This is a genomic window from Flexithrix dorotheae DSM 6795 (assembly GCF_000379765.1).
Lineage (GTDB): Bacteria > Bacteroidota > Bacteroidia > Cytophagales > Flammeovirgaceae > Flexithrix > Flexithrix dorotheae.
Genome location: NZ_KB903435.1, coordinates 194146 through 218472 on the forward strand (window position 1 = coordinate 194146; position 24327 = coordinate 218472).

General features: G+C 36.9%; 19 protein-coding genes. 12 read left to right on the forward strand and 7 right to left on the reverse strand.

Going from position 1 to position 24327, the window contains the following annotated elements; all coding sequences use genetic code 11:
• Positions 1-42: 42 nt before the first annotated feature.
• Positions 43-1212 (reverse strand): porin, encoded by a 1170-nt coding sequence (locus A3EM_RS0110565; RefSeq protein WP_157637814.1) that lies wholly within the window; start codon positions 1210-1212, stop codon positions 43-45.
• A gap of 921 nt (positions 1213-2133) precedes the next feature.
• On the opposite strand from A3EM_RS0110565, the gene A3EM_RS0110575 reads away from it, so the two are divergent.
• The 5 genes from A3EM_RS0110575 (at position 2134) to A3EM_RS0110595 (ending at position 6884) form a co-directional block, all read left to right on the forward strand.
• Complete coding sequence (locus tag A3EM_RS0110575; RefSeq protein ID WP_020528179.1) at positions 2134-2886, forward strand: helix-turn-helix transcriptional regulator; 753 nt, start codon at positions 2134-2136, stop codon at positions 2884-2886.
• A gap of 12 nt (positions 2887-2898) precedes the next feature.
• Positions 2899-3360: a GyrI-like domain-containing protein gene (locus A3EM_RS0110580; RefSeq protein WP_020528180.1), complete on the forward strand. Its 462-nt coding sequence runs from the start codon at positions 2899-2901 to the stop codon at positions 3358-3360.
• 3 nt (positions 3361-3363) lie between these two features.
• Positions 3364-3792 (forward strand): DUF1801 domain-containing protein, encoded by a 429-nt coding sequence (locus A3EM_RS0110585; RefSeq protein WP_020528181.1) that lies wholly within the window; start codon positions 3364-3366, stop codon positions 3790-3792.
• Between the two features lie 135 nt (positions 3793-3927).
• Entirely contained in the window at positions 3928-4269 is a 342-nt protein-coding gene (locus A3EM_RS0110590; RefSeq protein ID WP_020528182.1) for a PadR family transcriptional regulator, read from the forward strand.
• Positions 4266-6884 (forward strand): ABC transporter permease, encoded by a 2619-nt coding sequence (locus A3EM_RS0110595; RefSeq protein WP_020528183.1) that lies wholly within the window; start codon positions 4266-4268, stop codon positions 6882-6884. Before A3EM_RS0110590 ends, A3EM_RS0110595 begins: the two co-directional genes overlap by 4 nt.
• 10 nt (positions 6885-6894) lie before the next feature.
• On the opposite strand, the gene A3EM_RS0110600 is transcribed toward A3EM_RS0110595, so the two are convergent.
• On the reverse strand, positions 6895-7428 hold the full coding sequence (locus A3EM_RS0110600) for a DinB family protein (protein WP_020528184.1): 534 nt from the start codon (positions 7426-7428) through the stop codon (positions 6895-6897).
• Positions 7429-7563: 135 nt separating this feature from the next.
• Between A3EM_RS0110600 and A3EM_RS0110605 the strand changes: the two genes are divergently transcribed.
• Both A3EM_RS0110605 and A3EM_RS0110610 read left to right on the forward strand, forming a co-directional pair.
• Positions 7564-8772: a pyridoxal phosphate-dependent aminotransferase gene (locus tag A3EM_RS0110605; RefSeq protein ID WP_052323348.1), complete on the forward strand. Its 1209-nt coding sequence runs from the start codon at positions 7564-7566 to the stop codon at positions 8770-8772.
• A gap of 261 nt (positions 8773-9033) precedes the next feature.
• On the forward strand, positions 9034-10779 hold the full coding sequence (locus tag A3EM_RS0110610) for a hypothetical protein (RefSeq protein ID WP_020528186.1): 1746 nt from the start codon (positions 9034-9036) through the stop codon (positions 10777-10779).
• 52 nt (positions 10780-10831) lie between these two features.
• On the opposite strand, the gene A3EM_RS0110615 is transcribed toward A3EM_RS0110610, so the two are convergent.
• The 3 genes from A3EM_RS0110615 to A3EM_RS0110625 all read right to left on the reverse strand — a co-directional run bounded on the left by A3EM_RS0110615 (position 10832) and on the right by A3EM_RS0110625 (position 17118).
• Positions 10832-14281: a two-component regulator propeller domain-containing protein gene (locus A3EM_RS0110615; RefSeq protein WP_020528187.1), complete on the reverse strand. Its 3450-nt coding sequence runs from the start codon at positions 14279-14281 to the stop codon at positions 10832-10834.
• Between the two features lie 155 nt (positions 14282-14436).
• Complete coding sequence (gene cas6, locus A3EM_RS0110620; RefSeq protein ID WP_020528188.1) at positions 14437-15159, reverse strand: CRISPR-associated endoribonuclease Cas6; 723 nt, start codon at positions 15157-15159, stop codon at positions 14437-14439.
• A gap of 642 nt (positions 15160-15801) precedes the next feature.
• Positions 15802-17118 (reverse strand): D-alanyl-D-alanine carboxypeptidase, encoded by a 1317-nt coding sequence (locus tag A3EM_RS0110625; RefSeq protein WP_026210223.1) that lies wholly within the window; start codon positions 17116-17118, stop codon positions 15802-15804.
• Positions 17119-17255: 137 nt separating this feature from the next.
• Between A3EM_RS0110625 and A3EM_RS45705 the strand changes: the two genes are divergently transcribed.
• A complete protein-coding gene (locus A3EM_RS45705) occupies positions 17256-17927 on the forward strand; it encodes an antA/AntB antirepressor family protein (protein ID WP_083925212.1) in 672 nt (223 codons plus the stop codon).
• Positions 17928-18002: 75 nt separating this feature from the next.
• Here the strand turns inward: A3EM_RS45705 and A3EM_RS0110635 are convergent, their stop codons facing one another.
• Entirely contained in the window at positions 18003-18626 is a 624-nt protein-coding gene (locus A3EM_RS0110635) for a hypothetical protein (RefSeq protein WP_020528191.1), read from the reverse strand.
• A gap of 435 nt (positions 18627-19061) precedes the next feature.
• Between A3EM_RS0110635 and A3EM_RS0110645 the strand changes: the two genes are divergently transcribed.
• From A3EM_RS0110645 to A3EM_RS0110660, 4 genes are all read left to right on the forward strand, one after another.
• Positions 19062-20627: a flavin monoamine oxidase family protein gene (locus tag A3EM_RS0110645; RefSeq protein ID WP_020528193.1), complete on the forward strand. Its 1566-nt coding sequence runs from the start codon at positions 19062-19064 to the stop codon at positions 20625-20627.
• A gap of 109 nt (positions 20628-20736) precedes the next feature.
• Positions 20737-21744, forward strand: a complete 1008-nt coding sequence (locus tag A3EM_RS0110650) for a Hint domain-containing protein (RefSeq protein WP_020528194.1) — start codon at positions 20737-20739, stop codon at positions 21742-21744.
• A gap of 177 nt (positions 21745-21921) precedes the next feature.
• The gene (locus A3EM_RS0110655; RefSeq protein WP_020528195.1) at positions 21922-22095 is read left to right on the forward strand and encodes a hypothetical protein; all 174 of its coding nucleotides are present in this window, start codon (positions 21922-21924) and stop codon (positions 22093-22095) included.
• 241 nt (positions 22096-22336) lie between these two features.
• Positions 22337-22861, forward strand: a complete 525-nt coding sequence (locus A3EM_RS0110660) for a hypothetical protein (protein WP_157637815.1) — start codon at positions 22337-22339, stop codon at positions 22859-22861.
• 61 nt (positions 22862-22922) lie between these two features.
• Here the strand turns inward: A3EM_RS0110660 and A3EM_RS0110665 are convergent, their stop codons facing one another.
• Positions 22923-24275, reverse strand: a complete 1353-nt coding sequence (locus A3EM_RS0110665; RefSeq protein WP_020528197.1) for a Gfo/Idh/MocA family protein — start codon at positions 24273-24275, stop codon at positions 22923-22925.
• Positions 24276-24327: the final 52 nt, after the last annotated feature.

Genomic DNA, 24327 nt, shown 5'->3' on the forward strand with positions numbered 1-24327 from the left:
CAATTGTAGATTTTTATAACATAGGGTTGATTAACAGATGGTTTAAAATGGAGAAAACTCTACCTGAAATCTATACATGAACATTTCCGGAGAACCTTCCTCCTGAATAATTGTGGCATCTGTCTGTACTTTCAAAGCATGGCCTACAATGTATTTGGACAAACAAATTGTATATTGTTTGTTTTGGCTCCTTTGGGTAATTTCAAGAGGAGTAACATCGGTATACCTGGCTGCCAATTCAAGATTATTTTTAAATAAATAACCTGCCTGGGCATTCACACCTGTTCCCACATAAAAAGGCTCCAAAGTCACCTCTGCAACAGGTTCTACATTGTCAATGTCAATTGAGTTTTTATTAACATACTCCACAAGCGCAGAAAATCCATTATATTTAAAGTGCGCATCCGCAAACCATGTTTGAAGTGTTTTTTCCTGTTCCACAAAGTCTCCCTTCTGTCCTCTCTCACGGGAAGCTCTCTGATTGTAGTCATGGGCTATGGACAGCATTAATTTGGGGCTCTCTTCCCTTAACAAATCGGATTCTGAATATTCCTTTTTCCCTGTAAAAGGGCCAAAAGGAAGCCATTCTATTCTATTGGTGAAATCATATCCGCCTTTGTTATCCACAGTGATATTTCTCCCTTCTCCGGTAGAAACGGCTCCCTTGTACCTGAAATTCGGGGAATTATAATGTAACTGGATACCAATATCCCTGTCAATATTATACCTGGAATTTAACCGGCTACGGTCAACGAACTGAAGATTCGCAGAAGAAACTACCCTTTCTATATTTCCCGGTAACTTGGTTTGACCAAACCAAACACTCCATTTGCCATAAAAATTATATTTTAAAACGGCATCAAGAATAATATTGGCAGAATTCCCAGTTTCCGCCAGGTCTGCTCCACCAATATCTCTATTGGATAGTCCTAATTCTATTTTGTAAGTTAATTTGGGGGAGTAAGCAAAACCAGAAAATTTCAGCCTGGCCCTTCTAATTAAAAATTTGTCGGTATAATCCTGAGTTTGAGTATTGAGTACCCCTGCGTAAAGACTTTGAGTTCTAAAACCAAATTTTACAGCAAAAGAAGAGTCTGCTGCAACTACTTTTATTCCTTTTCCGAATTTGTTGTTAGTTTTATCCTGAGCATGGATTTTGAATGAATATATCAGCATAAAGGCTAATAGCCCTATTAAAGGTGATTTAAACATCTGAAGTTATTTTTAGTTGAATTTTATGTTAACCAAGTCTATTAACCTTAAAGATTTATTAATATTTTGTTCATATAGTAATTATTCGCAAATTGAAGAATTTTTTATCTAAATACAGGAAAAATACTCCCTCAAGCTTAAGGAGTGGGATTTTTGGATTTTTTCAGAGAATGGTACATCACCAAATTAAGTTAAGGCGTATTCTTTGAATTGTACAATTTTTATGGTTCGACCAAGAAAAAGAATCTGGTTTTTAAATTTTGCAAATGGTTATTTGCAATTTGGATGTGAATAATAATTTTTTCTAAATTAACTGACTATTTGTTCCTTATAACCAGCTTAAAATCAATACTTTATTTTTAGTTTCCAAAACAGTTAGCCAAAACGTTAAGTATTATGAGAGAAAAATAAATTATTTCTTCGTGTACTCATTTTTATTTTCTTATAATGCTATATTTATCCCAGCGCATTCATTTGTACTAAATTCATTTTGAGAATATTTTACTGCTTGCATACAATGATCCGGAAACTCTGAATAATAGATATTAAAGGTTTTTGGTACTCCGACTTTAAAATGTTGAATATAGCCATTGTATAATAATATTTTACACTTTTACTAATGATTAGACCTGGTGATTTGATTTAACTACACCTTTTAAAGGAGCTTTTCCACCCCGGAACGGGACCCACTTCTGGACCTATAACAAACCAACTTTTTCAGCAAAATTCCCCAGGCTTTGGACCTGGATAAGCGGCTTCAGTCCATCATCCCTTGGATTACTCCATTCCATCAGCTATATTCATTATTATAAGATTTTTTGGAAAAAACAGCCAGGTTTAAGGTTGGTTTTCGAAATAATTAAACTTTAAAAATGCGCTTAATTTATACTTTCGTTTCCACCCCAAACCTAAAGAACCGAAATGGCAGTTGAGAAACCACGACTTATAAGATTGACAGCAATCATTACCCAGTTACAATCTAAACGGATTGTAACGGCAAAAGAAATTGCTGAAAAACATCAAGTCAGTATACGAACGGTTTATCGGGATATCAGGACACTGGAAGAATCCGGAATCCCCATTGTCACAGAAGAGGGGAAAGGCTATGCAATAATGGAAGGCTATAAACTTCCTCCTGTGATGTTTACCGAAGAAGAAGCCAACGCACTCCTGACTGCCGAACATTTGATTTTGAAAAATAATGACAAATCGTTGGCAGACCAATTTCAAAATGCCATTACAAAAATCAAATCTATCTTACGGATCTCCCAGATAAATAAGGCAGATATTCTTGCCCAACGCATTCAGATAAGAGACAATAGAAACAATGAGAAGTCAAGCAAATACCTCATCCAACTTCAATCCCACATTGCCAACTTTCAGGTTGTACAAATAGAATACTATTCCTTGGACTACCAAAGAAGTGAAAGAAATATTGAACCGTTTGCTTTATACACCACCAATAATAATTGGATTTTAATTGCTTTTTGCAGGAAACGGAATGACTTTAGAGCATTTCGGTTAGATCGTATTCAGCAACTTTCCCCTTCAGGAGAACATTTTGAACCCCATAAAATCACTTTGGAACAATACTTTGAAGAATGCAGGAAAAAATATTCAAACACCCCTGACACACCTCTGTCACAAGCCCAGTCTAACTTTGCCACAAATTAAAACATAATAATTATGCAAAAAGTTAAAACTGAACCATTTAAGTTGATTGGAATTGCCATCAGAACTAGCAACGAAGGACAGAAAGCTGACAATGAAATTGCCAATTTATGGCAACGCTTTTTGGGTGAAAAAATCCTGGAAAAAATCCCCAATAAAGTTGATTCTACTATTTACTCTCTTTACACTGAATATGAAGGTGACCATACCATGCCTTATACCGCAATACTTGGTTGCAAAGTTTCCGACCTCAATGAAATTCCTGAAGGCATGGTGGGAAAAGCATTTGAAGGCGGAACTTATTCAAAAACTACAGCTAAAGGTGATTTGATGAAAGGTTTAATTGTGAATCACTGGGCAAAAATTTGGGAAATGAATTTGAATAGAGCCTATTCTGCAGATTTTGAAGTATTTGGAGAAAAAGCCCAAAACCCATCTGATGTAGAAGTAGACTTTTATGTGGCATTAAAAGCATAAACCATGGGAAAATTTGTATTGAAAACAAATAGTAAGGTGGATGAAATTTTTGCCAATTATCCTGAAAAGGTTAGAGAAAAAATGCAGTTCCTACGGGCGTTGGTCATAGAAACTGCAGAAGAAACGGAGGATGTTGATGAATTGCAAGAAACTTTGAAATGGGGTGAACCTAGCTTTGTAACCAAAAATGGGAGTACATTGCGAATGGATTGGAAAGAAAAATCTCCTGAACAATATGCCATGTACTTCCAATGTACAAGTCGTCTGGTTCACACATTCAGAATCGTGTTTGATGGTAAGTTTCAGTATGAAGGCAACAGGGCAATTGTGTTTGGATTAAACCAAAAAATTCCAGAATTGGAATTAAAGGAATGTATAAAAGCTTCCCTGACTTACCATAATGTAAAACATATGATAACCCTGGGGATATGATGGAACTAGCTGACCTGCGCTGGAAATAAACATACGCTTTAAAAAGCTTTCAATAAAATAATACTACAATTAGGAATTAATGTAAAATTAGCTTTACTTTGTAATACTACAATTAGGAATTAATTAACATTCAAAGTGAAAAAATTTAGTTTAGGCGAATTTGAAGAAGTGGTAATGCTTACAGTAGCAGTTTTGCATGGAAATGCATATGGAGTAGCGATAAAAAAAGAAATTGAGGAACGATTATCCAGAAAGGTAAGTGTAGGAGCCTTACAATCAGCACTAAACAGGCTGGAAAAAAAAGGTTATCTCCTTTCAAAAGAAGGAGAACAAACTCAGGAAAGGGCAGGAAGACCAAAACGTTACTTTGAAATAACTGCCTATGGAAAAATGGCTTTGGAATACACCAGAAATACCCGCAACAATCTATGGGAGGATATCCCAAAAATAGTTTTGGATTTAAAGTTTAGTAAATGAAGGAATCAAAACCACCCGGGTTTTTTCTAACTGTTTTCAAATGGTTTTGCCGGCCAGACCTTCATCCATACATTGAAGGAGATTTACTGGAATTGTATCAGGATGAATTAAAGCGATCAGGTCGGCTTGGTGCTAACCTGAAAATAATTCTTGATATTTTAATGCTTTTCAGGCCAGGGATCATCAAACCAATTACGGGTTTTCATCAACTTAACCATTACGGCATGTTTAAAAATTATTTCAAAATTGGCTGGAGAAATCTTCTGAAAAATAAAAGTTATTCTGTTATAAATATTGGTGGTTTGGCGATTGGAATGTCTGTGGCTATCCTCATAGGCTTGTGGGTGTGGGATGAATTATCATTTAATAAAAATCATGATAATTATGAGCGAATTGCTCAGGTAATGAGAAGTGGAAGCCTGAATGGAACTCAATTTACCTATCCGTATTTGCCTTATGCCCTGGGTGAGGAATTACAAAATGCCTATCACGAAGACTTTAAACATATCATTGTGGCCAGTTTACCCAGTGAAAACCTGATCACCAAAGCAAATGAAAAACTTATCAGGTCAGGAATTTTTATGCAGAAAGGCGCTGCGGAAATGTTTTCCTTTGACATGATCAGTGGAACAATAAATGGATTGGAAGATTTACATTCCATTTTTCTCTCTTCCTCGGCTGCTTTGGCACTTTTTGGGGATGAAGACCCGATAGGTCAGTCCCTCACCCTCGATAACGAAATGGCTGTTCAGGTGACAGGTGTGTATAAAGATTTTCCCCAAAACAGCAGGCTTTATAATATTGATTTCCTGGCGCCATGGTCATTATATCTCGCAAAAAACCCTTGGATTCGTGACCAGGGATTTATGAATAATTTTCTAAATATCTATGTGGAATTAAAACCTGGAGTTAGTTTCCATGACGCTTCAAACCATATTCAGGAATCCCTTTTTAACAAAGTACAGGATGATCCTCAGATGATTAAAATCCATCCTCTGATTCACCTCCACCCCATGAGTAAATGGCATTTGTATAATGAATGGGAAAATGGAAAAAGCACAGGAGGCCTTATAAAATTTGTCTGGTTGTTTAGCCTTGTAGGTTTATTCGTATTGCTGCTTGCCTGTATTAATTTTATGAACCTGAGTACCGCTTTCTCAGAGAAAAGAGCCAAGGAAGTTGGTGTACGAAAATCTGTTGGTTCCATACGCAGCCAATTGATTTTTCAATTTTACATGGAGTCTTTCCTGATGGTTTTAGTGGCATTTATTTTAGCAATCCTACTCACTTTAATTTGCTTAAACTGGTTTAATGAATTGTCGGGTAAACAGTTGGAGATGCCATGGACCAATCCGCATTTTTGGCTTGGAAGCTTAATATTTATTGCATTTACTGGCTTTGTATCAGGTAGTTATCCTGCATTTTTCCTTTCTGCTTTCAATCCAGTAAAAGCTTTAAAAGGGATTAGTCCATCTGGTAAAAAAACAGTAATTCCCAGGCGAATATTAGTAATTATCCAGTTTACGGTTTCTGTTTCACTTATAATAGGAACATTGGTTGTTTTTAAACAGGTTCAGTTTGTAAAAGACCGGCCAATTGGGTATTCCAGGGATAATTTGCTCATGGTACGGATGACCACTGAGGAGTTTTACACCAAATTTGAAGCGCTTGAAACCGAACTTTTAAATTCTGGTGTAGTTAAGGTTATGTCCAGGTCATTGAGTCCGGTTTCTGCGGTCTGGTCTTCCAACGGAGGTTTTGACTGGAAGGGAAAAGATCCTGACTGGCAGCCGGAAGATTTTGCCACATTAGCCGTTACCCCACATTATGGAAAAACCGTAGGCTGGCAATTTGTAGCAGGCAGGGATTTTCATCCGCAACTGGCCAGTGATTCAACTGGTTTTGTGATCAATGAATCTGCTGCAAAATTAATGGGATTTGAAGACCCTGTTGGGGAAAGAGTCAGTTGGAGTGGAACCCGTAAAAACCACACCATTATTGGTGTGATAAAAGACATGATCATGAGTTCTCCGTATGCTACGCCCATGCCAACCATATTCTATCAGGGGGATAACCTGAATTGGATAAATATCCGCCTAAATCCGGAAGTCAATACCCAAACAGGACTTTCTAAAATCGAATCTGTTTTCAATAAAGTATTACCCGCTGTTCCTTTCAAATATAAGTTTGCAGATCAGGAATATGCTATGAAATTTATTGCCGAAGAAAGAATAGGGAATTTATCCGGAGTTTTTACTTTACTGGCTATTTTTATCTCCTGCCTGGGGCTATTTGGGCTTGCCTCATTTGTAGCCGAACAAAGGACTAAAGAGATTGGGATTAGGAAAATTTTAGGAGCATCTACACTTAAATTGTGGAAATTATTGTCTTTTGATTTTATCATTTTGGTTCTAATTTCCTGCTTTATAGCCATTCCTATAGCCTATTATGCTATGGATAACTGGTTGCAATCCTACGAATACCGCATTCATATTTCCTGGTGGATATTTGGTCTGAGTAGTTTGGGAGCGATGATCATCACGCTAGTGACCGTAAGTTTCCAAACCATAAAATCCGCTTTAATGAATCCCGTACAAAGTCTGAGGTCGGATTGAAGATTAGCAACTAGTTTGGTTTGGAATTGACCAAACTATAATCAAATCGTTCGTGGATTACTCTTTTAATTAATGCCAACTGACCACAGTGGTACATGCCATGTTGAATATTCCAGGTTAAAGCTTCTCCCTTATTGGTGACTTCGGGAATTTTCACCCTGGTGGGCATCAATTCATCATTGAGGTTCTCCGGTTTTAGCTCACTTTTGATGTCCAATGATTTATTTCTTACCAGGTTTAAGTCGGAAATTAATTTATCGGGAGAAAGGTCTTTGTTTACCGCTGAAGGCTGAGATTCAAAGGAAAATGCTTTGATGTAGGTTTTGATGGGAACTGCATCCAAAATATCCTTCTGAGGGCCTGTGATTACCAGAATAGCATGAAAATGATGACTTAAAATCATATGACCTATCTGCCAGATGACATTCGTCTCCACAACTGGTGGTGTTTCAAACCATTTTTCCCGGGGAATACTTTCCAAAAAGTTATCAAACCACATATAAGTATGTCTGGTTTGCCGAATTAAAAAATCAATATTATTCATTTGCTAAAATAAAGAGAAGATTTTCCGAATATGGAAAGATATGAACTGTGGTGGAAATTACCTTTGGATACCAGTCTTTTTTTTATAACTTGAAAATCACAATTACAAATCCGAATCACCTGAAACAACAATTCAATGATGAAACACCATATATCAAGAAGAAACTGGCTACGCAATGGAGCCATGTTATCTGCAGGGTTAGGGCTGCTCCCTTCCCAATGGGAAGCACTTTTGGCAAAAACACCTCAAGGAAGTAAATCCCGTCTCCAGCTTTCCCAATTAGCTGAGGAAGCAAAAATCATTAATGATTTCCCCAAACTTAAAGCAAGGTTATTAGCCAACGAAAATCCCTTTGGTCCCTCCCAGAAAGCGAAAGATGAAATGGTAAAAGCCATGGATATTGGCTATCAATATTCATTCTTTGGTGCAGGAGAATTGTCTGATCTGATTGCCGGAAGTTTTGGACTGACCAAAGATAATATATTATTAGGGGCGGGCTCTACTGAACTACTTACCTCTGTAGCTTATTATCTGGCAATAGCTGGAAAGAATAAGGGAAAAATAATTTGTGCCGATCCACCTTACGATTGGTTGATGATTTCTGCAGCTGAGCATGGAATGGACTGGGAAGGTGTTCCGGTAACTAAAGAGAATAAGCATAATTTGGATGCCATGGCAGCTAAAGTTACAGAGGATACACCCTTGGTTTATATTTGTAATCCGGCAAACCCTAACGGAACAGTGGTAGATACTGATCAGCTTACCTCATTCTGTAAAGAAGTGTCCAAAAAAACTACTGTATTGGTAGATGAAGCCTATATCGACTATGTGGATGACCCAGGTAAACAGAGTATGGCTTCTTTAATCAAAGAAGGGTATAATATCCTGGTGGCCAGAACATTTTCCAAAGTTCATGGTTTTGCCGGCATTCGTATGGGTTATATTCTAGGCCAGCAGGAATTGTTGGATAAAATCATGAAATATTCTTCCACCATTTCCAAACAGTTTTCTACCTCTTCCCTTTCGGGACTGGCAATTGCCGGAGCTATGTCCAGTTATCAGGATAAAGCATTTATTCAATCCTGTGTGGATAAAACAAATGAAGGAAAAGCTTTTGTTTACAAAGTACTAGAGGAAATGGACTACGAATACGTGCCATCAAGTACCAACTTTATCCTTTTTCCACTTAGAATGCACGGAGATCAATTCCAGAAAGCTATGTTTGAAAAAGGAATAGGAGTGAGAAAATGGAAATTTGCCAAACAGCACTGGTGTAGGGTAAGCATAGGCAAAATGGAAGAATTAGAACTATTTGCCGAAGCTTTTAAAGAGGTGGTAGGATAGAAAACCATAAAAACCTGGTATTTTTCCTGTCTCTTTTACCACTAAAATGTGGCTGAAGCTTCGTTGAAAATACTTAAATTAACAATTCCAGTTACTTAAAACAGATTTGGTATACCGGATTTAAAACATTCGTTTATCTCCGGTATATTTTTTCTGTTTTCGAGTATTATTGCTAATAAGATCGGATTTTTATGTCCTTTTTAATCTCAAAGAAATAATTTTGAGATACATAAATTTTTCTGATACTATTAGTCTAACTGAATGAAAAAAATTACAATTCTTTTCGCATTTCTGTCTATTTCTACCTTTTCCCATGCCCAGACGTTTGATATTCAAAATTCCTTTATCCGATCTTTCAAACCTGATTTTTCTAATGAATTAAAATACATTGATCTGGATAAGGATGGAGACCCTGACCTGATATATTCCTCACTTTCGGATTCCATTCCTCTCATTTGGATTGATGATGATGATGATATGAAAAACGGTGATTTGGAAGGCGACATGGATAATGATTGCCTGATTATAGACCGAAACAGAGATGGGGTTTATGCCGGTCCCGGAGATTTAAGCCTCGACTGGGTAGATCACGATGGAGATGGCGCTGCTGACATGCAGGTGATTGTGGAGAATAAGGAATCTGGCACCACCAATTTTTGGGAATGGTCGAGTAATTATATGTGGATTGTGGATGAGGAAAATGATGATACCTTTCACTATATCAACTGGAAAGACCTTGTTTTAAAGGCCTGGTCACATTATGGGGCCTCCAATTTTTATGAAGATTACCATGGCCAGACTTTGTTTCAAAAAGCACATATTCAGAGCTACAGATACGATGACCTGAGGTACAGTTGGGAAAATCCTTTTCTTTTTTACGATATAGATAAAGATGGTCTTTCAGAAATAGCCATCCGGTTAGAAGATAGCGGAAAATTCAAGGAGGAAAAATCTTTGGATTCCACTCAGGTGGATGCTTATCCTACAGCCATGATCGATCATGTTTACATGGGATTTGACCTGGATAATGATAATGGCCCTTCCAATGAATTTGACTTTGACATGAGTTTGTACTTCTCAGGAGAAGGTTTTTCCTATGCGGATCAAAAGCATCAATTTAAAAACATGCGTGGTTTACCGGCTGCAGATAGCTTATTTTTTGATAGCAGGTGGCGGAAAATGGATGAATTGATTTATGCCGGTCATGATGCTGCCTGGGATTTGGTATATAATAAAGGGAATTGGGAACAAGCCTGGATGACTTTCGATGAGGATGATGATTGTGAACGCTGGGAAAGGGTGGAGTTTTACCAACCCAAAGACCCCTTTATCATTGGGATGAATAAAGGTGGAATTGACAATAACCCTCAGGCAGACGCTTCCGGAGATAGGGGAGAATGGGATTTGGATAATTCTGGTAAGGGAAATCTTTACATTGGGTTTGATGGAAAAATTCACCTGTTTGGAGCAGAGAAAGGCTATTGGAGAATCGATCAGGATGCCTGGTCGTATCAGGGATGGGGAGGTTTATACGAAGACGGTTACGTAAGGTCTCAAAAAATCCCTGAAAAATTTCCCACCATTGCCTATGATGATACCAATGGGGATGGTTTCTTTAATCAAATTCGCTACGATCTGGATGGAGACACTATTTTTGAGCAAACTTTCAACCTGGAAGAATTTAATATAAATACCGAATATGAGGTAATCAATACCGGCAAAATGCAACCGGAAGACCTTAATGATATTTTTGAGAAATCGGCAAACCAGACCTGGGAACAAGCTCAACTAGCTATGAAAGCTGCGGCAAAGGCTGGAATAAACTATAAGTGGTATGCCCAGTACATGTATCCCAAAAGCCTCAATGAAAAATACAGATTCGGTTATTGGTTGCAATTTTATATTTTTTCTGATTTTATGAATTTGGCAGAAAATAAGTCATCTATTGACCAAAACACTATCGTAAAAGCCTATTTTGGGCAAAACTGGAAGTTATTGATAGATTGATAAAAAAACCTTCGGAGCTATAAGAATCTGCTTCCGAAGGTTTTTTTTAACATTATATTTTTAAGCCAATCACAGTAATATCATCCCTTTGTTCAGTTTGCTGTTGATGAGACGCAAGGTGTTTTTCAAGTGAATGAAGTTGTGCCTGCATTTCAAGGTTTTGTGCTTCAATGAAAGATTCAATCAGTTTTTTACTTCCAAATCTCTGTCTCTCCACATTACTTTGATCAATTATACCATCGGTTGCCAGGTAAATCTGGTCACCTTCAGAAAGCTGAAACTCGTGCTCATGAAAGTACTTCTCTTTGTCAAACCTTCCACCAATAGAAGTCCTTGTTCCTTTTAGCCTTTTAATTTTATGATCACCTTTCTTTTTATAGAACAAATCACTTTTGGCTCCGGAAAATTTCACTTCAATTTCCCCATTCTTTTTTTCCAAAACACATAAGGCCATGTCCATACCATCCTGGGAATGACCATCTTTCTGCTTTAATATCTCCCTAACCCCCTGATCAAGTTTTTGTAAGATAACCGAAGGAGCAAATACCTGCTGTTCTTTCACAAGGCGATTGAGCAAAGAACTACCAATTAATGACATAAACGCTCCCGGCACACCATGACCAGTACAATCCACAGCCGCAACGAAAGTTTTGCCCTCTATTTCAGCCATCCAGTAAAAATCTCCTGAAACAATATCTTTGGGTTTAAACAATACAAAATGATCAGAAAATGTTGTATTCAACATCTCCTCACTTGGTAGAATAGCCTGTTGGATTCTGCTCGCATAATTTATACTATCGGTTATCATTTGGTTTTTCTGAGTAATCGCCTGATTCGCCCCTTCCAGATGATCCCTTTGTGTTTGTAATTCTTCCGCTTGCTGATGCAATTCTTCTGCTTGTGCCTGAATCTCATTTTTCTGCGCAACTACTTCAGACGTTCTTTCCACCACTTGTCTTTCCAATTCTTCCTGCCTTCTTTTTAAGGCCAGGGTTTTCCTTCTGTAATAAGTTAGGGCAAGACCAACCACCAGCAATATAACCGTAATTCTAAACCACCAGGTTTCCCACCACGGTGGTAAAATGGTAATTTCTAACTCAATCCCTTTTTCATTCCATAGGCCATCATTATTAGAGGCTTTTACCTGAAAAATATATTTACCAGGGCTCAGGTTGGTATAAGTGGCAAACCGTTGATTACCCACCAGATTCCAATCTTCCTCAAGTCCATCCAACTTATATGCATATTGATTTTTCTCTGGAGAAGAATAATTTAAAGCCGTAAAATGAAAAGTAAGGGTGTGATCTGTATGGGCCAAAGTAATACTTTCAGTGTTTCCTATGGCCTGATTGAGAGGAGAATTTTCATTTCCAATTTCCACTTTTTTATTAAAAATTCTGAAGTCGGTGAATCTTACTTCCGGTACATTTGGATTATCTTTTATACTATCGGGATGAAATATATTAAACCCGTTTCCACCACCAAACAGCATTCTTCCATCTTTTAACCTGAAAAAAGCATTCTGTTCAAATTCATTTCCTTGTAAACCATCATTCAGACCAAAATTTCTAAATGTTCCTTTTTCTAAATTCTCTGATAACTCATTGAAATTGAAATGGGTAGAGGGTGTAAATTTTGATATTCCATTTGAAGTTGAGAGCCATAAATTCCCATGGTCATCTTCCAAAATTCCAATAATGGTGTTACTGGGCAATCCATCATCTTCAGAAATTCCGATAAACTTTTCTGTTTTGCGGTCCATCAGGAATAAACCGTTTTGTGTACCTACCCAGAAATTACCCCTGGAATCTTCATATAAACAGATAATGTTTTCATTTCCGATACTATAAACATCTTTTGGATTGGACTTATAAGTTTTAAAAGTCCCGGTTGTTGACTCATACACCGAGAGCCCCTTCTTAGTGCCGATCCAAATCTGATGATCCTTTGTTTCAAAAATAGCTCTTATGCCTTTATGTGGCAGGCTACCATCAATTTTAGGATCGGAGGGTAAATGCAAAAAAGGCCCTTTTTCTGTTTTTAACAAATCAAGTCCTTTCCAGCCGGTGCCTATCCACAGCTGGTTTTCTCTATCCCTTATTAGGCTGTAAATTGCATTTTGAACAATGCTTTGAGGATTATATTTATCAGTTTTAAAATGGATAAATTTCCCTGTTGATTTATTGAATAGATTCAATCCTCCTTTGAGCGTTCCTACCCACAGGTAACCGGGATGGGCATCGTGAATGGAAAGAATAAAATCATCACTAATGCTATTTGAATCATTTTTTTTATGGGAATAATGAATAAATGTTCCTGTTAAAGGATCAAATTTACTCAGGCTGCCTCCTTCTTTGGTACCAATCCAGATATCCCCGTCTCTATCCTGATAAATGCTTCTAATATTGTTATTGGGTAGTCCATTGGCTTTAAAATTGAATTTGTAATGCACAAAAGCTTTCTTCCAATGGTCCAGAAAATTAATCCCTTTATTAAAAGTACCGAGCCAGAGGTTACCCAAATTATCCCTATAGATTGAGGTAATCGCATTTGTACTAAGTCCATTTGGATTATGAATATCGTAAAAATAGCCTTCACAGGTATTGTTTTGCTCATCAAGCAAATAAAGGCCCCCATCTCGAATCGCTACCCAATATTTTCCAGGGCTGATTTCCACTATTCCTGAAATATTATCTGCAATAAAATAGCCTTCCTTTTTCCCATATCGGGTAATTTTTTGGGTATTTCCATTTTCAATTTTGTATAACCCTTCATGCTTGGCCCCAACCCAAATATGCCCTTCGGCACTTTCTATTAAATGATCAACTTTTATTTCTTCTATCAGGTAATTTATTTTACCCGTATGCGGATCGAAAAGTCCCATTCGCCTGGCTTCGGTTACCCAAAAATTTCCTTTACTATCCACAAGGATTTTGTTCAGATTATAATCCTTTAAAGGTTCATAAATTGCTATGGAAAGCTTGCCTCTTTCTTTTAAAAATACATTTCCATTATCAGTGCAAATCCAAAGGTTATGTGAACTGTCCACAAACAGGGAGGAAATTCCTTCATTTATTATAGAGGAAGGTTCAAAACTTTGAGTATCTTTTCGAAATTTTGTAAGCCCTTCAGCAGTTCCAATCCAAAGTATGTTTTCATCAGGATCTTCAATAATACTCCTGACTACATTATTAATGATGCTGGATGAATCCCCATTTATATTTCTGAAAACCTGAAAGTCATAGCCATCATATTTATTCAATCCATCCACGGTTCCTATCCAGGTAAAGCCATCACTGTCCTGATAAATGGTTAAAATTTCATTGGCAGATAAGCCATCGTTCTTGGAAAGATGCTTAAACGTTAATCCGATGTTATCCGAAATTCCAACTATTGAATATAAACAAAGAAAAATTGTGGTAATTAGGTGCTTAATCATTCGTAAATCAAAAGGGTTTGCCGACAAATAAATTGCTTTATAAATATTAATTAAACCCTTCATCAACAATTAAATTGCAGGGAGCACAGGCAAAGTTTTACTGGTGTATGCATCTTGTGAAACCAGTTAAATAGCCACTAAAAAACAGTGCGAAAAAAAGAATCCTTCCCTGACTTAAATAAGCGGAAAGGATTCTTTTCCAGAGACTATCCAATGAACTAAGCCACTGCACAACAACCAAATCCCAATTGGTTGAACTCTCCAAAACCGGCTTTTAGTCCAAATTTTACCAATTCAGAAGGTGCCTCTATTTCAAATTCAAATTGATATCCCGAAATTTTTTCTCCCGGACCTAACGCCTGAATACTTTTCTTTTTTGGTATTTTCCCCAAAACATTCAGTTTCATGGAAGCAATTGATTTAGCATTGTAATAAAACTTTCTTCCATTTTCCAATTCATTTTGAGCATACCTCCTTATTAAGGATTTAAAGAACAAGTGGGCATAATCCGGATGATCCGGTGCAATGTATCTAACTAACTTCCCTTTTTTCTTTTTTTCAGATTGGGTAATGATTATTGGAGATAATCCTACCAATTGTACCTTACCATCCACTGAAAACTCAGGAAGTGGGGTAATTTCCTTTAAGCTCAGGGTGGTATTGGTTTCGTTCAAATGAATTTCCTGGGGTGCGAGCGTATTTTTAATGGATTCCAAATCAAGATTCTGATGGAATAAACTGGCCTGAATACTCAAATGCCTTGACATTAAATTAATATTCACTGGTGTAGCTTTCATTAAAGTACTTTCCAACAAAATATTTGAAAAGGTAAAGTTTTCAGATAACCCAATACCCTCTTTCAACCATTTACTGATGGCAATTTGATAATTAAGGGGTAGATTTTTACCATTTCTTGCTTCAAATGTGATTAATAGATTCATATGAGTTTAAATTTTACCCTATAAATACATTTATTACGTAAATTTATATTTTTTACGTAAATATTTTACCCACTAATTAAGTAAATTTTATAATAATTGAAAAAAATGGATATTTTTTTACCCAAGGTATTGTTTGGTAAATATTTCAGTTATATGTTTGCCTTATCAAAACAGAGGAAAACAACTCAAATAAATTCATAGGAAAGTTTATAGATTTTGCCCTCTTTTTGAACAACCAAACAACAGTGGTGGCTTAACACATCACCACATAAAATGAACACAAATTTTTATTTACAACAACTACATTAAATTACAACAACAATTATTAAAACTATCTTCAATGGGAATTAGCAGACAATGCTGATTCCCATTTTTGTTGAGCCTCTTCCTTGTGTTTCTTTTCTATTGACTATCATAATTTCAGGCAAAAAATCATTGAGCATTGTGATTTTTTCTACACGGAGGGAACACGGGAAAAAGAGTCTTCTTTCCCGGAAACAGATCATTTTAAAAGATTGTACTTAAAATTCCCCAAAAGTTGGTGCTGGTTGTGCAGTGAAAACGTGATGAAAATGGTGATTTGATGGAAAAGTTGGTGCTACTTGTGCAGTAAAGCTAAACCTGGTAACACCAACTCTACAGCTAATAATGATCTCTTAAATACACAAAAATCTTCTCCATTTCCCGCTTGATTGCGCTGCTGTATACCATATAATTATTATGCATAAAGCTAAAAATCAATGTTTTGCCGGATTTGGTTTTCAGGTAACCGCTTACACTATGGTTATTGGATAAAGTCCCGGTTTTTCCGAAAATATATGGTTTTTCTGCTCCATACCAGTATTTAAGTGTACCAGACTCCCCACCTGCTGCCAGCATGTTGAATAGCCGATTTTCTTCTAGCTGATGATATAGTTTGTGGAACACATGAACTGTATTTCTGGGCGTAAATAAATTATATCTGGAAAGCCCGGAACCATCCACCCAACGAGGCCTGTCAGGAAGATCGGGGAGTAGAGAATCCAAAGCAAACTGAATCATTTCCCCAGTGGTTAACTTACCAAGTCTTACATGACTGGACAAAATAATGGTTTGCTCTGCCAGGAAATTATCACTAGGTCGCATCATCCTAAGCAATAAAGTATCGGTGGGAATACTGTAAATTGTTTTTACAGGAAAAGTTAACAGAGTCGAATCAAACTGGGTAAAGCCAATTTCCTTTTGCAGGGTATCTTTTAATAAATCTATAGCCAGTCTGGAATCCGTAATCATAGGAATTTCATTGTTATAGGCATCACTATCTGCAAAGTAATACTGAAACTGATTGGCAAACCTTTTCCGCTTTACATAAGGATATTTCCCCGGCTTTCCCAACACAAGGGAATCACCCATAAGTGAGGGAATGACTGTTAGCAGAGCACTTCCGCTGTCCTTTTCAAAATGAACTACATTGCCATAAATCGGAAAAGCACTTCTTTCTGCAGAATAATAAGAACTATAATCATCCCAGGCCCAACCATATCCGCTGGCAGGATCTTCATATGGCCTTTCAGCAAATACCAAAACTTCCTTTCGGGATTTTAGAAATTCAAATACCCGGTCGTAGTCCTTTTCAAAATAAGTATTGAGTAAATCCGGAGCTCCGGTTGCCCAAAAAGTAAGGGTATCATTTTGAATGATATACTCGATTCCCGGTACTGAATCTCCCAGACTATTCAGGGCAGTATAAAAAGTATAAATTTTAGTATTTGATGCGGGGATAAAATACCTTTCGGCATTGTGTTCATAAATCATTTTTTCACTGGTGGCATCATACACAGCCAGGCCACTAAAATTGTGTTTCAGTTTTTCATTTTTCACCAGTTTTTTATCAAGTGATTTCCGGACTTTATAGGTTTTACATCCTGAAAAAAGGCATAGCAATGCCAACAAGGTCGGTAAATAGCGAAGTGTTTGCAAGTGTTTGTTATTTTATAGTTGTTCAATAATGTGGTTTACTGTCTAAAATTAGGAGAACTTTTTCTAAAAAATTACTGAAAAGGTAAAGGATTTAACATTTTCCCCGAATAAGCCTTATCTTGGTAAAAAAAGAAGCTATGGAATTGATAAAAATCTATCAGGGAAATGTAGTATCAGCGAAGGAATTACATGCTTTTTTGGGAGCCAAAAGCAAGTTTGCGGACTGGTTCCGCAACCGGGTGAAAAAGTACGAATTCACTGAAAATAAAGATTACCAAAGGGTATCTAAAATTTTAGACACCCCTGGAGGAAAGCAGGAAAGTATAGATTACGCCCTATCCCTCAATATGGCTAAGGAGCTTTCCATGGTGGAAAATAATGACAGGGGACGGGAAGCGAGAAGATATTTCATAAAAGCAGAAGAAACGCTAAAAAATATCCAGCAAAACCAGCGGATGGAATACTGGCAGAAGCTGGAAGCCGTGAAAGCCGCTTTCAAAGATTATATTTTGGGAAAAGGACACTCAGAGGAAAACTATGTGCAGGTAGATTATGAGGGTAGAAAAGTACTTTTCAATGGGGAACCCCTGCCTGATGAAGTTTTACCCAATATTTTGTTAACTGCCAGAAGTTTTGCAGTGGAAATGTCAAAGGAAATTCTGGAAGAAAATCAGATTTCAGATTTAGAAAATATTTCCAAAACCCATCAGCACAACCATGAAGATGTAAGGAAACTTCTCAAACAAAACACAGGAAAGCTCCCTGAGGACTACAATCCGGATCAGGAAATCAAGAAGTTAGATGAATAATGGTTTTTTGCTTTGTGAAGTTGTAAACTTCATTTTATTAAGGAGTTTCAGTTACAAACTGAAACTAGAGAAAGTTTACTTATCCAATTTTTTTAGTCTGGAAATAGCATCTGATTCAATTAATTTAACCTGAGTTTCAAATTGACTAATAATAGCAAGAGCAGTAACTAATGGCGTATTTTCAAAATTTAGTGACACGAAATCTGCCTTTTCCGCCTCGCTATTTGACAAAACTTCAAATTCATTCCCATGATATACTAATTTATAATTAAAGGTAGAATCCAAATGATTCACACTTTCTGTAAATTTCTCCAGATTCTTCATAAGATTATATCCTTCTCCATCTTCATTTTTTCCTATGGTAAATTCCATTTGTTTTTCAACTTCAAATGTATTTAAAATCCTTCCCAAACTATCATAACCTCCAGCATATTCGATTAATTCTGACTTAAAGTTTTCTAAATACTCTAAGGTTTCAGAGGTAAAATCATAAATTTTAATTGCTTTCTGTGAAAGTAACTCATCATTAAAATTTTCTATAAAATTTAATAATTCAGACCTATCATAAGTGGCCTTTTGATTGTGAAGAGATTGATTAATAAATTCCATCTTTTCTTTTACAATCGCTTTTTTTCGTCTTTTTGAATCCAAGCAGGAATAGGAAATTCCAATAATTAGGGCTATTTGAAGAATTTTCATAAAATTATGCTTTGGGATTTGCAAAAATAACCATAATTCATTTCAAGTACTTTTTCCCTGGCTTAAGTTTGAAACTTAAGCCTTTATATAATTTTCAGTTTGTAACTGAAAACCAAACTCAGAAGCATTTAAATTTCAACAGCCAAAAATCCAGTATTTGTGATGCTGGATTAAATCTTCATTTTTTAATCTTTTCCAATGCAGCAAAATAGAATATATTTACCGCAATTCCCCATGTACCCAAAAAACGCTTTGACCCAGCAAAGTCTTCAGTAAAGACCTTGTGTAAATCGAGCTTCTGAAGCGGAAAGGACTCTGGGTTAAACAAGCACAGACCCTGTTGGACAAGCCCATGTTTATCACATTGGGAATTACTGATATTTTTAAACTTGATCGATTATTTTTAACTGAAACTTTATCCTATAAACAAACAACATGAAAGGAATTACCCGAAGGGAATTTATCAATAAATCTTCCGTGGTTGGAGGAGCCGGATATGCCACTTTATTTGCCCTGGGATTGATAAAAGCTGGTCCCGCCAAAGGTCTGAATGTAGAGAATAGTCCCAAAGCTAAGGGCAAAAAAGTGATTATTTTAGGGGCTGGTCTGGCCGGAATGACTGCCGCATATGAATTGGGAAAACTGGGCTACGATTGTACCATTCTGGAAGCCAGAGACAGGGTAGGAGGTCGGGTCTGGACACTTAGAGAAGGTTCACGGGAAACAGAAGTGGATGGGCAGGAACAGATTTGCAAATTTACCAATGGCAATTACCTGAATGCCGGAGCAGCAAGAATCCCCCATCACCACGAAATTTCTCTGAAATACTGCAAAGAACTCGGAATAAAACTGGAGATTTTCAACAATGTGAATGATGCGGCTTATTTCTACAGCAAAGGGAGAGGCCCTCTGAACAATAAAAGCATTCGCATGCGGGAAATTAAATCGGATTTCCGTGGATATACCTGCGAACTTCTGGCCAAAGCCATTGATCAAAAATCATTGGACCTTCCCATGTCTCCCAAAGATGTGGAGAAGTTATTGGCCTATTTAAGAGCCGAAGGAGATTTATCTCCGGATATGTTCTACAAAGGTTCGGAAAGAAGAGGCTATCCCCTGGCAAAGGGAGCTACGGGCAAACCTATTTATGCAGATCCATATTTATTGCGGGAAATTTTATATTCCGGGTTTACCCATCCCGCTTTTCATAATGTGGGGGAATATACTTATCATCAACAACCTACTTTATTACAGGTAGTTGGTGGTACAGATACTTTGCCCAAAGCATTTGCTTCCAGATTAGAAGATATTATTCAATTGAATGCTGTTGTTCAGGCTATCAGGAAAACTGAAAAGGGTGTAAACATTGAATATCTGGATGCTCAGGGAAAAGCCAAAAAGCTAAAGGCAGACTTTTGTATTTGCACTATTCCCCTACCTGTATTAAAGGATATTCCCAATGATTTTTCTGAGCCGGTAAAAGCCGCTATTTCGGAAATTGAGTATATGAAAACCGGAAAAATTGGCATCCAGTTTAAGCGCAGGTTCTGGGAAGAAGATGATAAAATTTTTGGAGGCATCACCAAAACCAATATGGATATCACCCAGATTTTTTATCCTTCCTCAGATTTTCTGGCAAAAACAGGGGTATTGAAAGGCTATTATAATTTTAACCGGCTGGCAGAGAAAGTGGGGGATCTTTCCTTAAAAGAAAGGGAAAAACTCGCCCTGGATCAGGGAGGAAAAATCCATCCTCAATATCAAGCAGAGTTCGATAATGCTTTTTCACTTGCCTGGCATAAAATCCCCTATAGCTTAGGAGGCTGGGCCAATTATTCCGAAGAAAGCAGAAACAATCATTTTCAGACATTATTAAAACCCGATGGAAATTTCTATTTTGCAGGGGAACATACCACTTACCTCACCGCCTGGATGGCTGGTGCTTTCGAATCGGCTCAAAGGGTAGTGGAAAATATTCAGGACAGGGTAGTTAAAGGTTAAGTAGCAGCATTATTTTATATGGAGCATTTTCAATTCCCTCATAAATAACTTCGGCCTCAACCCGATAAATTAAATTTTACCCAATTAATTAATACATAAACATATAATCATGATATTCAAATATTTAAAAATCAAATACTGGACGACTGCGGCAATTTTTTTCCTTTTTCCCATGTTGATTCAGGCCCAGGATGAAGGGACAACCAAGGGCATGACTGAGGAGGATTTCAAAACAATCAAAACCCTTAAAATTAAAAACCTGGAAAAGGATACTTATGTGAAGTTTGATGAGGGTTATGTACTGGACAGGTATGAATTGAAAAAGCCATACGCTTTTAATTTTGCAGATGGGAAAGAACGGAAGGTTTATCTGTATAATGTCTATGAAACGGAAGAGATGAATACCATTGGTTTCCTGGCGATCTATTCTAATGCTGATGATGGTAAAACCTACAATATTTGTATTCCGGGTGTTGGGGCTGACAAAGCCTGCTGGGGATTATTTATTGACGAATTGAAATATAGGGGAGAAGAGGAAGCCGGATTATTGCCTACTGTAGCATTTGCTTTTTCCAAAGAATTATCAAACCTGCTTTACGCTATGGAAAATGGAATGGAGGCTGCTGAAGTAAGTGCCGAAGAAGAATATGAATACTGTTTTCCCGAAACTGCTCTGGTTACCATGGCTGATGGAAGCCAGAAAACCATTGATAAGGTGAATATTGGAGAGGAAGTTTTAATGTTGGATAGGAAATTAAAAGAAGTAACCACCACTAAAATCACCGGAATTGATATTCATCAAAGAGTGGAAATTCAGATTGGAACTTTGTATTTTCTCCCACACCATTTGATGAGTTCTTCTTCAGTCCATTTATCTGAAATTTTTGAACTTAGAGCTACTTTAAATCATCCGGTTATTACCACTGATGGAATTAAGCCTTTGGGAAAAATTAAAAGTGGTGATGAGATTTTTTACTGGTCCCAAAATGATCAGAAATTAATGAAATATCAGGTTTTCCATATACTTAAAAATGGGCAAAAAGTAACAAAAGTTTATAATTTAAAGACCGAAGGAGGTGGCTTCATAGCAGATGGAGTGGGGGTGAAGGTCAAATAAAAAGTTGGGGGAAACTAAGAAAAATCTAAAAAATTGTACTATAAATGCGTTGAAACGGCTGATAATGTCAAAAAAATCAAAAAAATCAGCTTTTTTTGAAATGAATTGCGAAAATTGTTGGTAAATATCTAAACATAAATATATCTTCGCATCATTCGGAATTAAAAAAAACAGATAATGGAAAAATTTAATCAAATCAAAGAAATCGTTTTAAACGCAGAAAAAGACGCAGAGAAATTTTTTAACCAAGGAAATGGCGCAGCTGGAACCAGAGTTAGAAAAGCTATGCAAGAGATCAAAGTTCTAGCTCAGGACGTAAGAAAAGAAGTTCTAGAGAACAAGAAAAAATAATTACTGAAACCCCCCGATAAATTATTTTTTGGGGGGTTTTTTATTGTTATTCCATTATTACTCCTTTCACCTTTCCTCCCTTATTTTTTTAATTCAATTTGCAATAAAAGATTAGATTTTTTTTCCTAAAAAATATGTTACATTGTCGGCACTATTATGCTTGGCAATGGAATCTCTTATCAAATTAATTTATTTCATTTTGTTTCTGTCTTTGGCTAATTTTTCAGTTGGTCAAGAAGAAATGACGCCTAAAATTTATGAAACTTTCCTCAAAACTTATGTGGGGAAAAAAGATATTGGTTTTTTACTGGCTGTCCGGCAAGATACCCTTATTCTGGCTGAGCGAGCTAAGAAAACTAAAAAAAACTATCATCATCCTATCAATATTTCGGGAATAAGAATTGTTCCCTCTCAAAATATCAAATCAATTAAAATTAGGAGACGAGACGCAGTAATTAAAAGTCTCTTTACGGGAATGGCAATTGGAGTAGGAACTGGGGTATTAGTAGCTTTAATTGAAGGAGATGATGACCCAGGTTTTTTATCATATTCCAAAGAGGATAAAATGTATCTTTATGGTACAGGCATTGGCATTGCCTCTACGGCTTTGGGACTGGCATTAGGATTAACTACTAAAAAAGAATTAATAAAAACTGATGGTGATAAAACCCTCTTTTTACTAAACCAGAAAAAATTGAATGAATATTCTATTGAGACTCAGTTTAACCTGACGGAACAGGAAATTTCAGAATTGATGAAAAACTAAAAAGCAGTAACCAAAACTGGTCACTGCTTTCCAAAAACAAAAAACATGTAATATGTAATTATTATAACTTAGGTTCCCATCCTGGCTCGTATTGTCTTTTCCAGTAGGTTTTCATCAATTTTTTATCTAATAGTTGTCCGGTTTTAGGATCACATTTAATTACCGAATCTGCCCTGTAAGCAATATTAGCTAAATGCCCAAGCAATGTACTTTTTGCACCTTCATCAATTGGAGAGTTTTGCTTAGTTGTTCCTTTAATGGTTTCAATGAAATTATTCACGTGGACATTGGTTGCATTACCCCCACCACCTAAGCCAGTAGTAGAGCTTTTTACAGCAGCATCGGCTTCCTTCACTAATTTTCCGCCTCTGTCATACATTTTATAGCCATTTCTGTCTACAAACACACTTCCTTCAGAACCATAAATGATAGTTCCTCTGCCCGGACCATAAGTAGGGTAGTTATTTCTGCATTTTCCATCCCATACAATGGTTTTATTCCCAAATTCGAATCGAGCTTCCATAGTATCATACATCACCCATGAATCATCTTTGAAATGATATTTTCCGGCATCTACGGAAACAGTATCCGGGAAATCCAGTTGCAATGCCCATCTTGCGATATCTATTTCGTGCACAGAGTTATTTCCAGTTTCCCCGGTGCCATATGGCCAGAACCAGTGCCAGTTGTAGTCAAAATAAACATCTAAATATTCTGCTCTTGGAGCTGGTCCCTGGAACAATTCCCAGTCAAAACCTTCGGGAACAGAAACGGCTTTAGCCTTTCCAATGCTGTCTCTTGAGTTATTATAAAAGGCAACCGCTTTGTAAGCTTCACCAATAGCTCCCTTATGAATTTCGGCAATAATTTCCTGAGTTTCCTGAGCCGATCTTTGCTGGTTACCCATCTGCACTACTTTTCCATACTTTTTCTGGAACTCTACCAGCAATTCTCCTTCCCATGGATTGTGGCTACATGGTTTTTCCACATAAACATGTTTTCCTGCTTCCAGCGCCAGCCAGGTACCCGGAGCATGCCAATGGTCAGGAGTGGCATTGAAAATGGCATCCACCTCCTTATCCTCCAATAATTTCCTGATATCTCCTTCGTGCTGAGGAGTTTGTCCGGTCTCCTCCTTTATCTCATTACCAAATTTCTCCATTTGTGGCTTATAAATGTCACAAACATACTTGATATTGAGCTTATCATTAATCGCTTTGAATGCATCTTTCATAGCACCAGCTCTTCGCTTACAACCTATCTGGGCAACAGTAACCCTGTCATTGGCACCTAGAATTCTACTATAACTTTTTGCTGAAACTCCACCTACAAGCCCTACAGAAATTGCAGACGAAGCCAGGGCTGTATTTTTAATAAATGCCCTTCTTGAATTTTTACTTTTCATTTTTTTCATATTCGTGAAAATTAGTTATTGAAGTCGGTGATAACCTGTACGTCAATAAACT

Bases quoted from the DNA above. Each gene is read 5' to 3' on its own strand.
- A3EM_RS0110595 (WP_020528183.1), top strand. From the start codon at position 4,266: ATGAAGGAATCAAAACCACCCGGGTTTTTTCTAACTGTTTTCAAATGG.
- cas6 (WP_020528188.1), bottom strand. From the start codon at position 15,159: ATGAATCTATTAATCACATTTGAAGCAAGAAATGGTAAAAATCTACCC.
- A3EM_RS0110605 (WP_052323348.1), top strand. From the start codon at position 7,564: ATGATGAAACACCATATATCAAGAAGAAACTGGCTACGCAATGGAGCC.
- A3EM_RS0110585 (WP_020528181.1), top strand. From the start codon at position 3,364: ATGGGAAAATTTGTATTGAAAACAAATAGTAAGGTGGATGAAATTTTT.
- A3EM_RS0110645 (WP_020528193.1), top strand. From the start codon at position 19,062: ATGAAAGGAATTACCCGAAGGGAATTTATCAATAAATCTTCCGTGGTT.
- A3EM_RS0110655 (WP_020528195.1), top strand. From the start codon at position 21,922: ATGGAAAAATTTAATCAAATCAAAGAAATCGTTTTAAACGCAGAAAAA.
- A3EM_RS45705 (WP_083925212.1), top strand. From the start codon at position 17,256: ATGGAATTGATAAAAATCTATCAGGGAAATGTAGTATCAGCGAAGGAA.
- A3EM_RS0110600 (WP_020528184.1), bottom strand. From the start codon at position 7,428: ATGAATAATATTGATTTTTTAATTCGGCAAACCAGACATACTTATATG.
- A3EM_RS0110565 (WP_157637814.1), bottom strand. From the start codon at position 1,212: ATGTTTAAATCACCTTTAATAGGGCTATTAGCCTTTATGCTGATATAT.
- A3EM_RS0110665 (WP_020528197.1), bottom strand. From the start codon at position 24,275: ATGAAAAAAATGAAAAGTAAAAATTCAAGAAGGGCATTTATTAAAAAT.
- A3EM_RS0110610 (WP_020528186.1), top strand. From the start codon at position 9,034: ATGAAAAAAATTACAATTCTTTTCGCATTTCTGTCTATTTCTACCTTT.
- A3EM_RS0110575 (WP_020528179.1), top strand. From the start codon at position 2,134: ATGGCAGTTGAGAAACCACGACTTATAAGATTGACAGCAATCATTACC.
- A3EM_RS0110580 (WP_020528180.1), top strand. From the start codon at position 2,899: ATGCAAAAAGTTAAAACTGAACCATTTAAGTTGATTGGAATTGCCATC.
- A3EM_RS0110660 (WP_157637815.1), top strand. From the start codon at position 22,337: ATGACGCCTAAAATTTATGAAACTTTCCTCAAAACTTATGTGGGGAAA.
- A3EM_RS0110635 (WP_020528191.1), bottom strand. From the start codon at position 18,626: ATGAAAATTCTTCAAATAGCCCTAATTATTGGAATTTCCTATTCCTGC.
- A3EM_RS0110615 (WP_020528187.1), bottom strand. From the start codon at position 14,281: ATGAAGGGTTTAATTAATATTTATAAAGCAATTTATTTGTCGGCAAAC.
- A3EM_RS0110650 (WP_020528194.1), top strand. From the start codon at position 20,737: ATGATATTCAAATATTTAAAAATCAAATACTGGACGACTGCGGCAATT.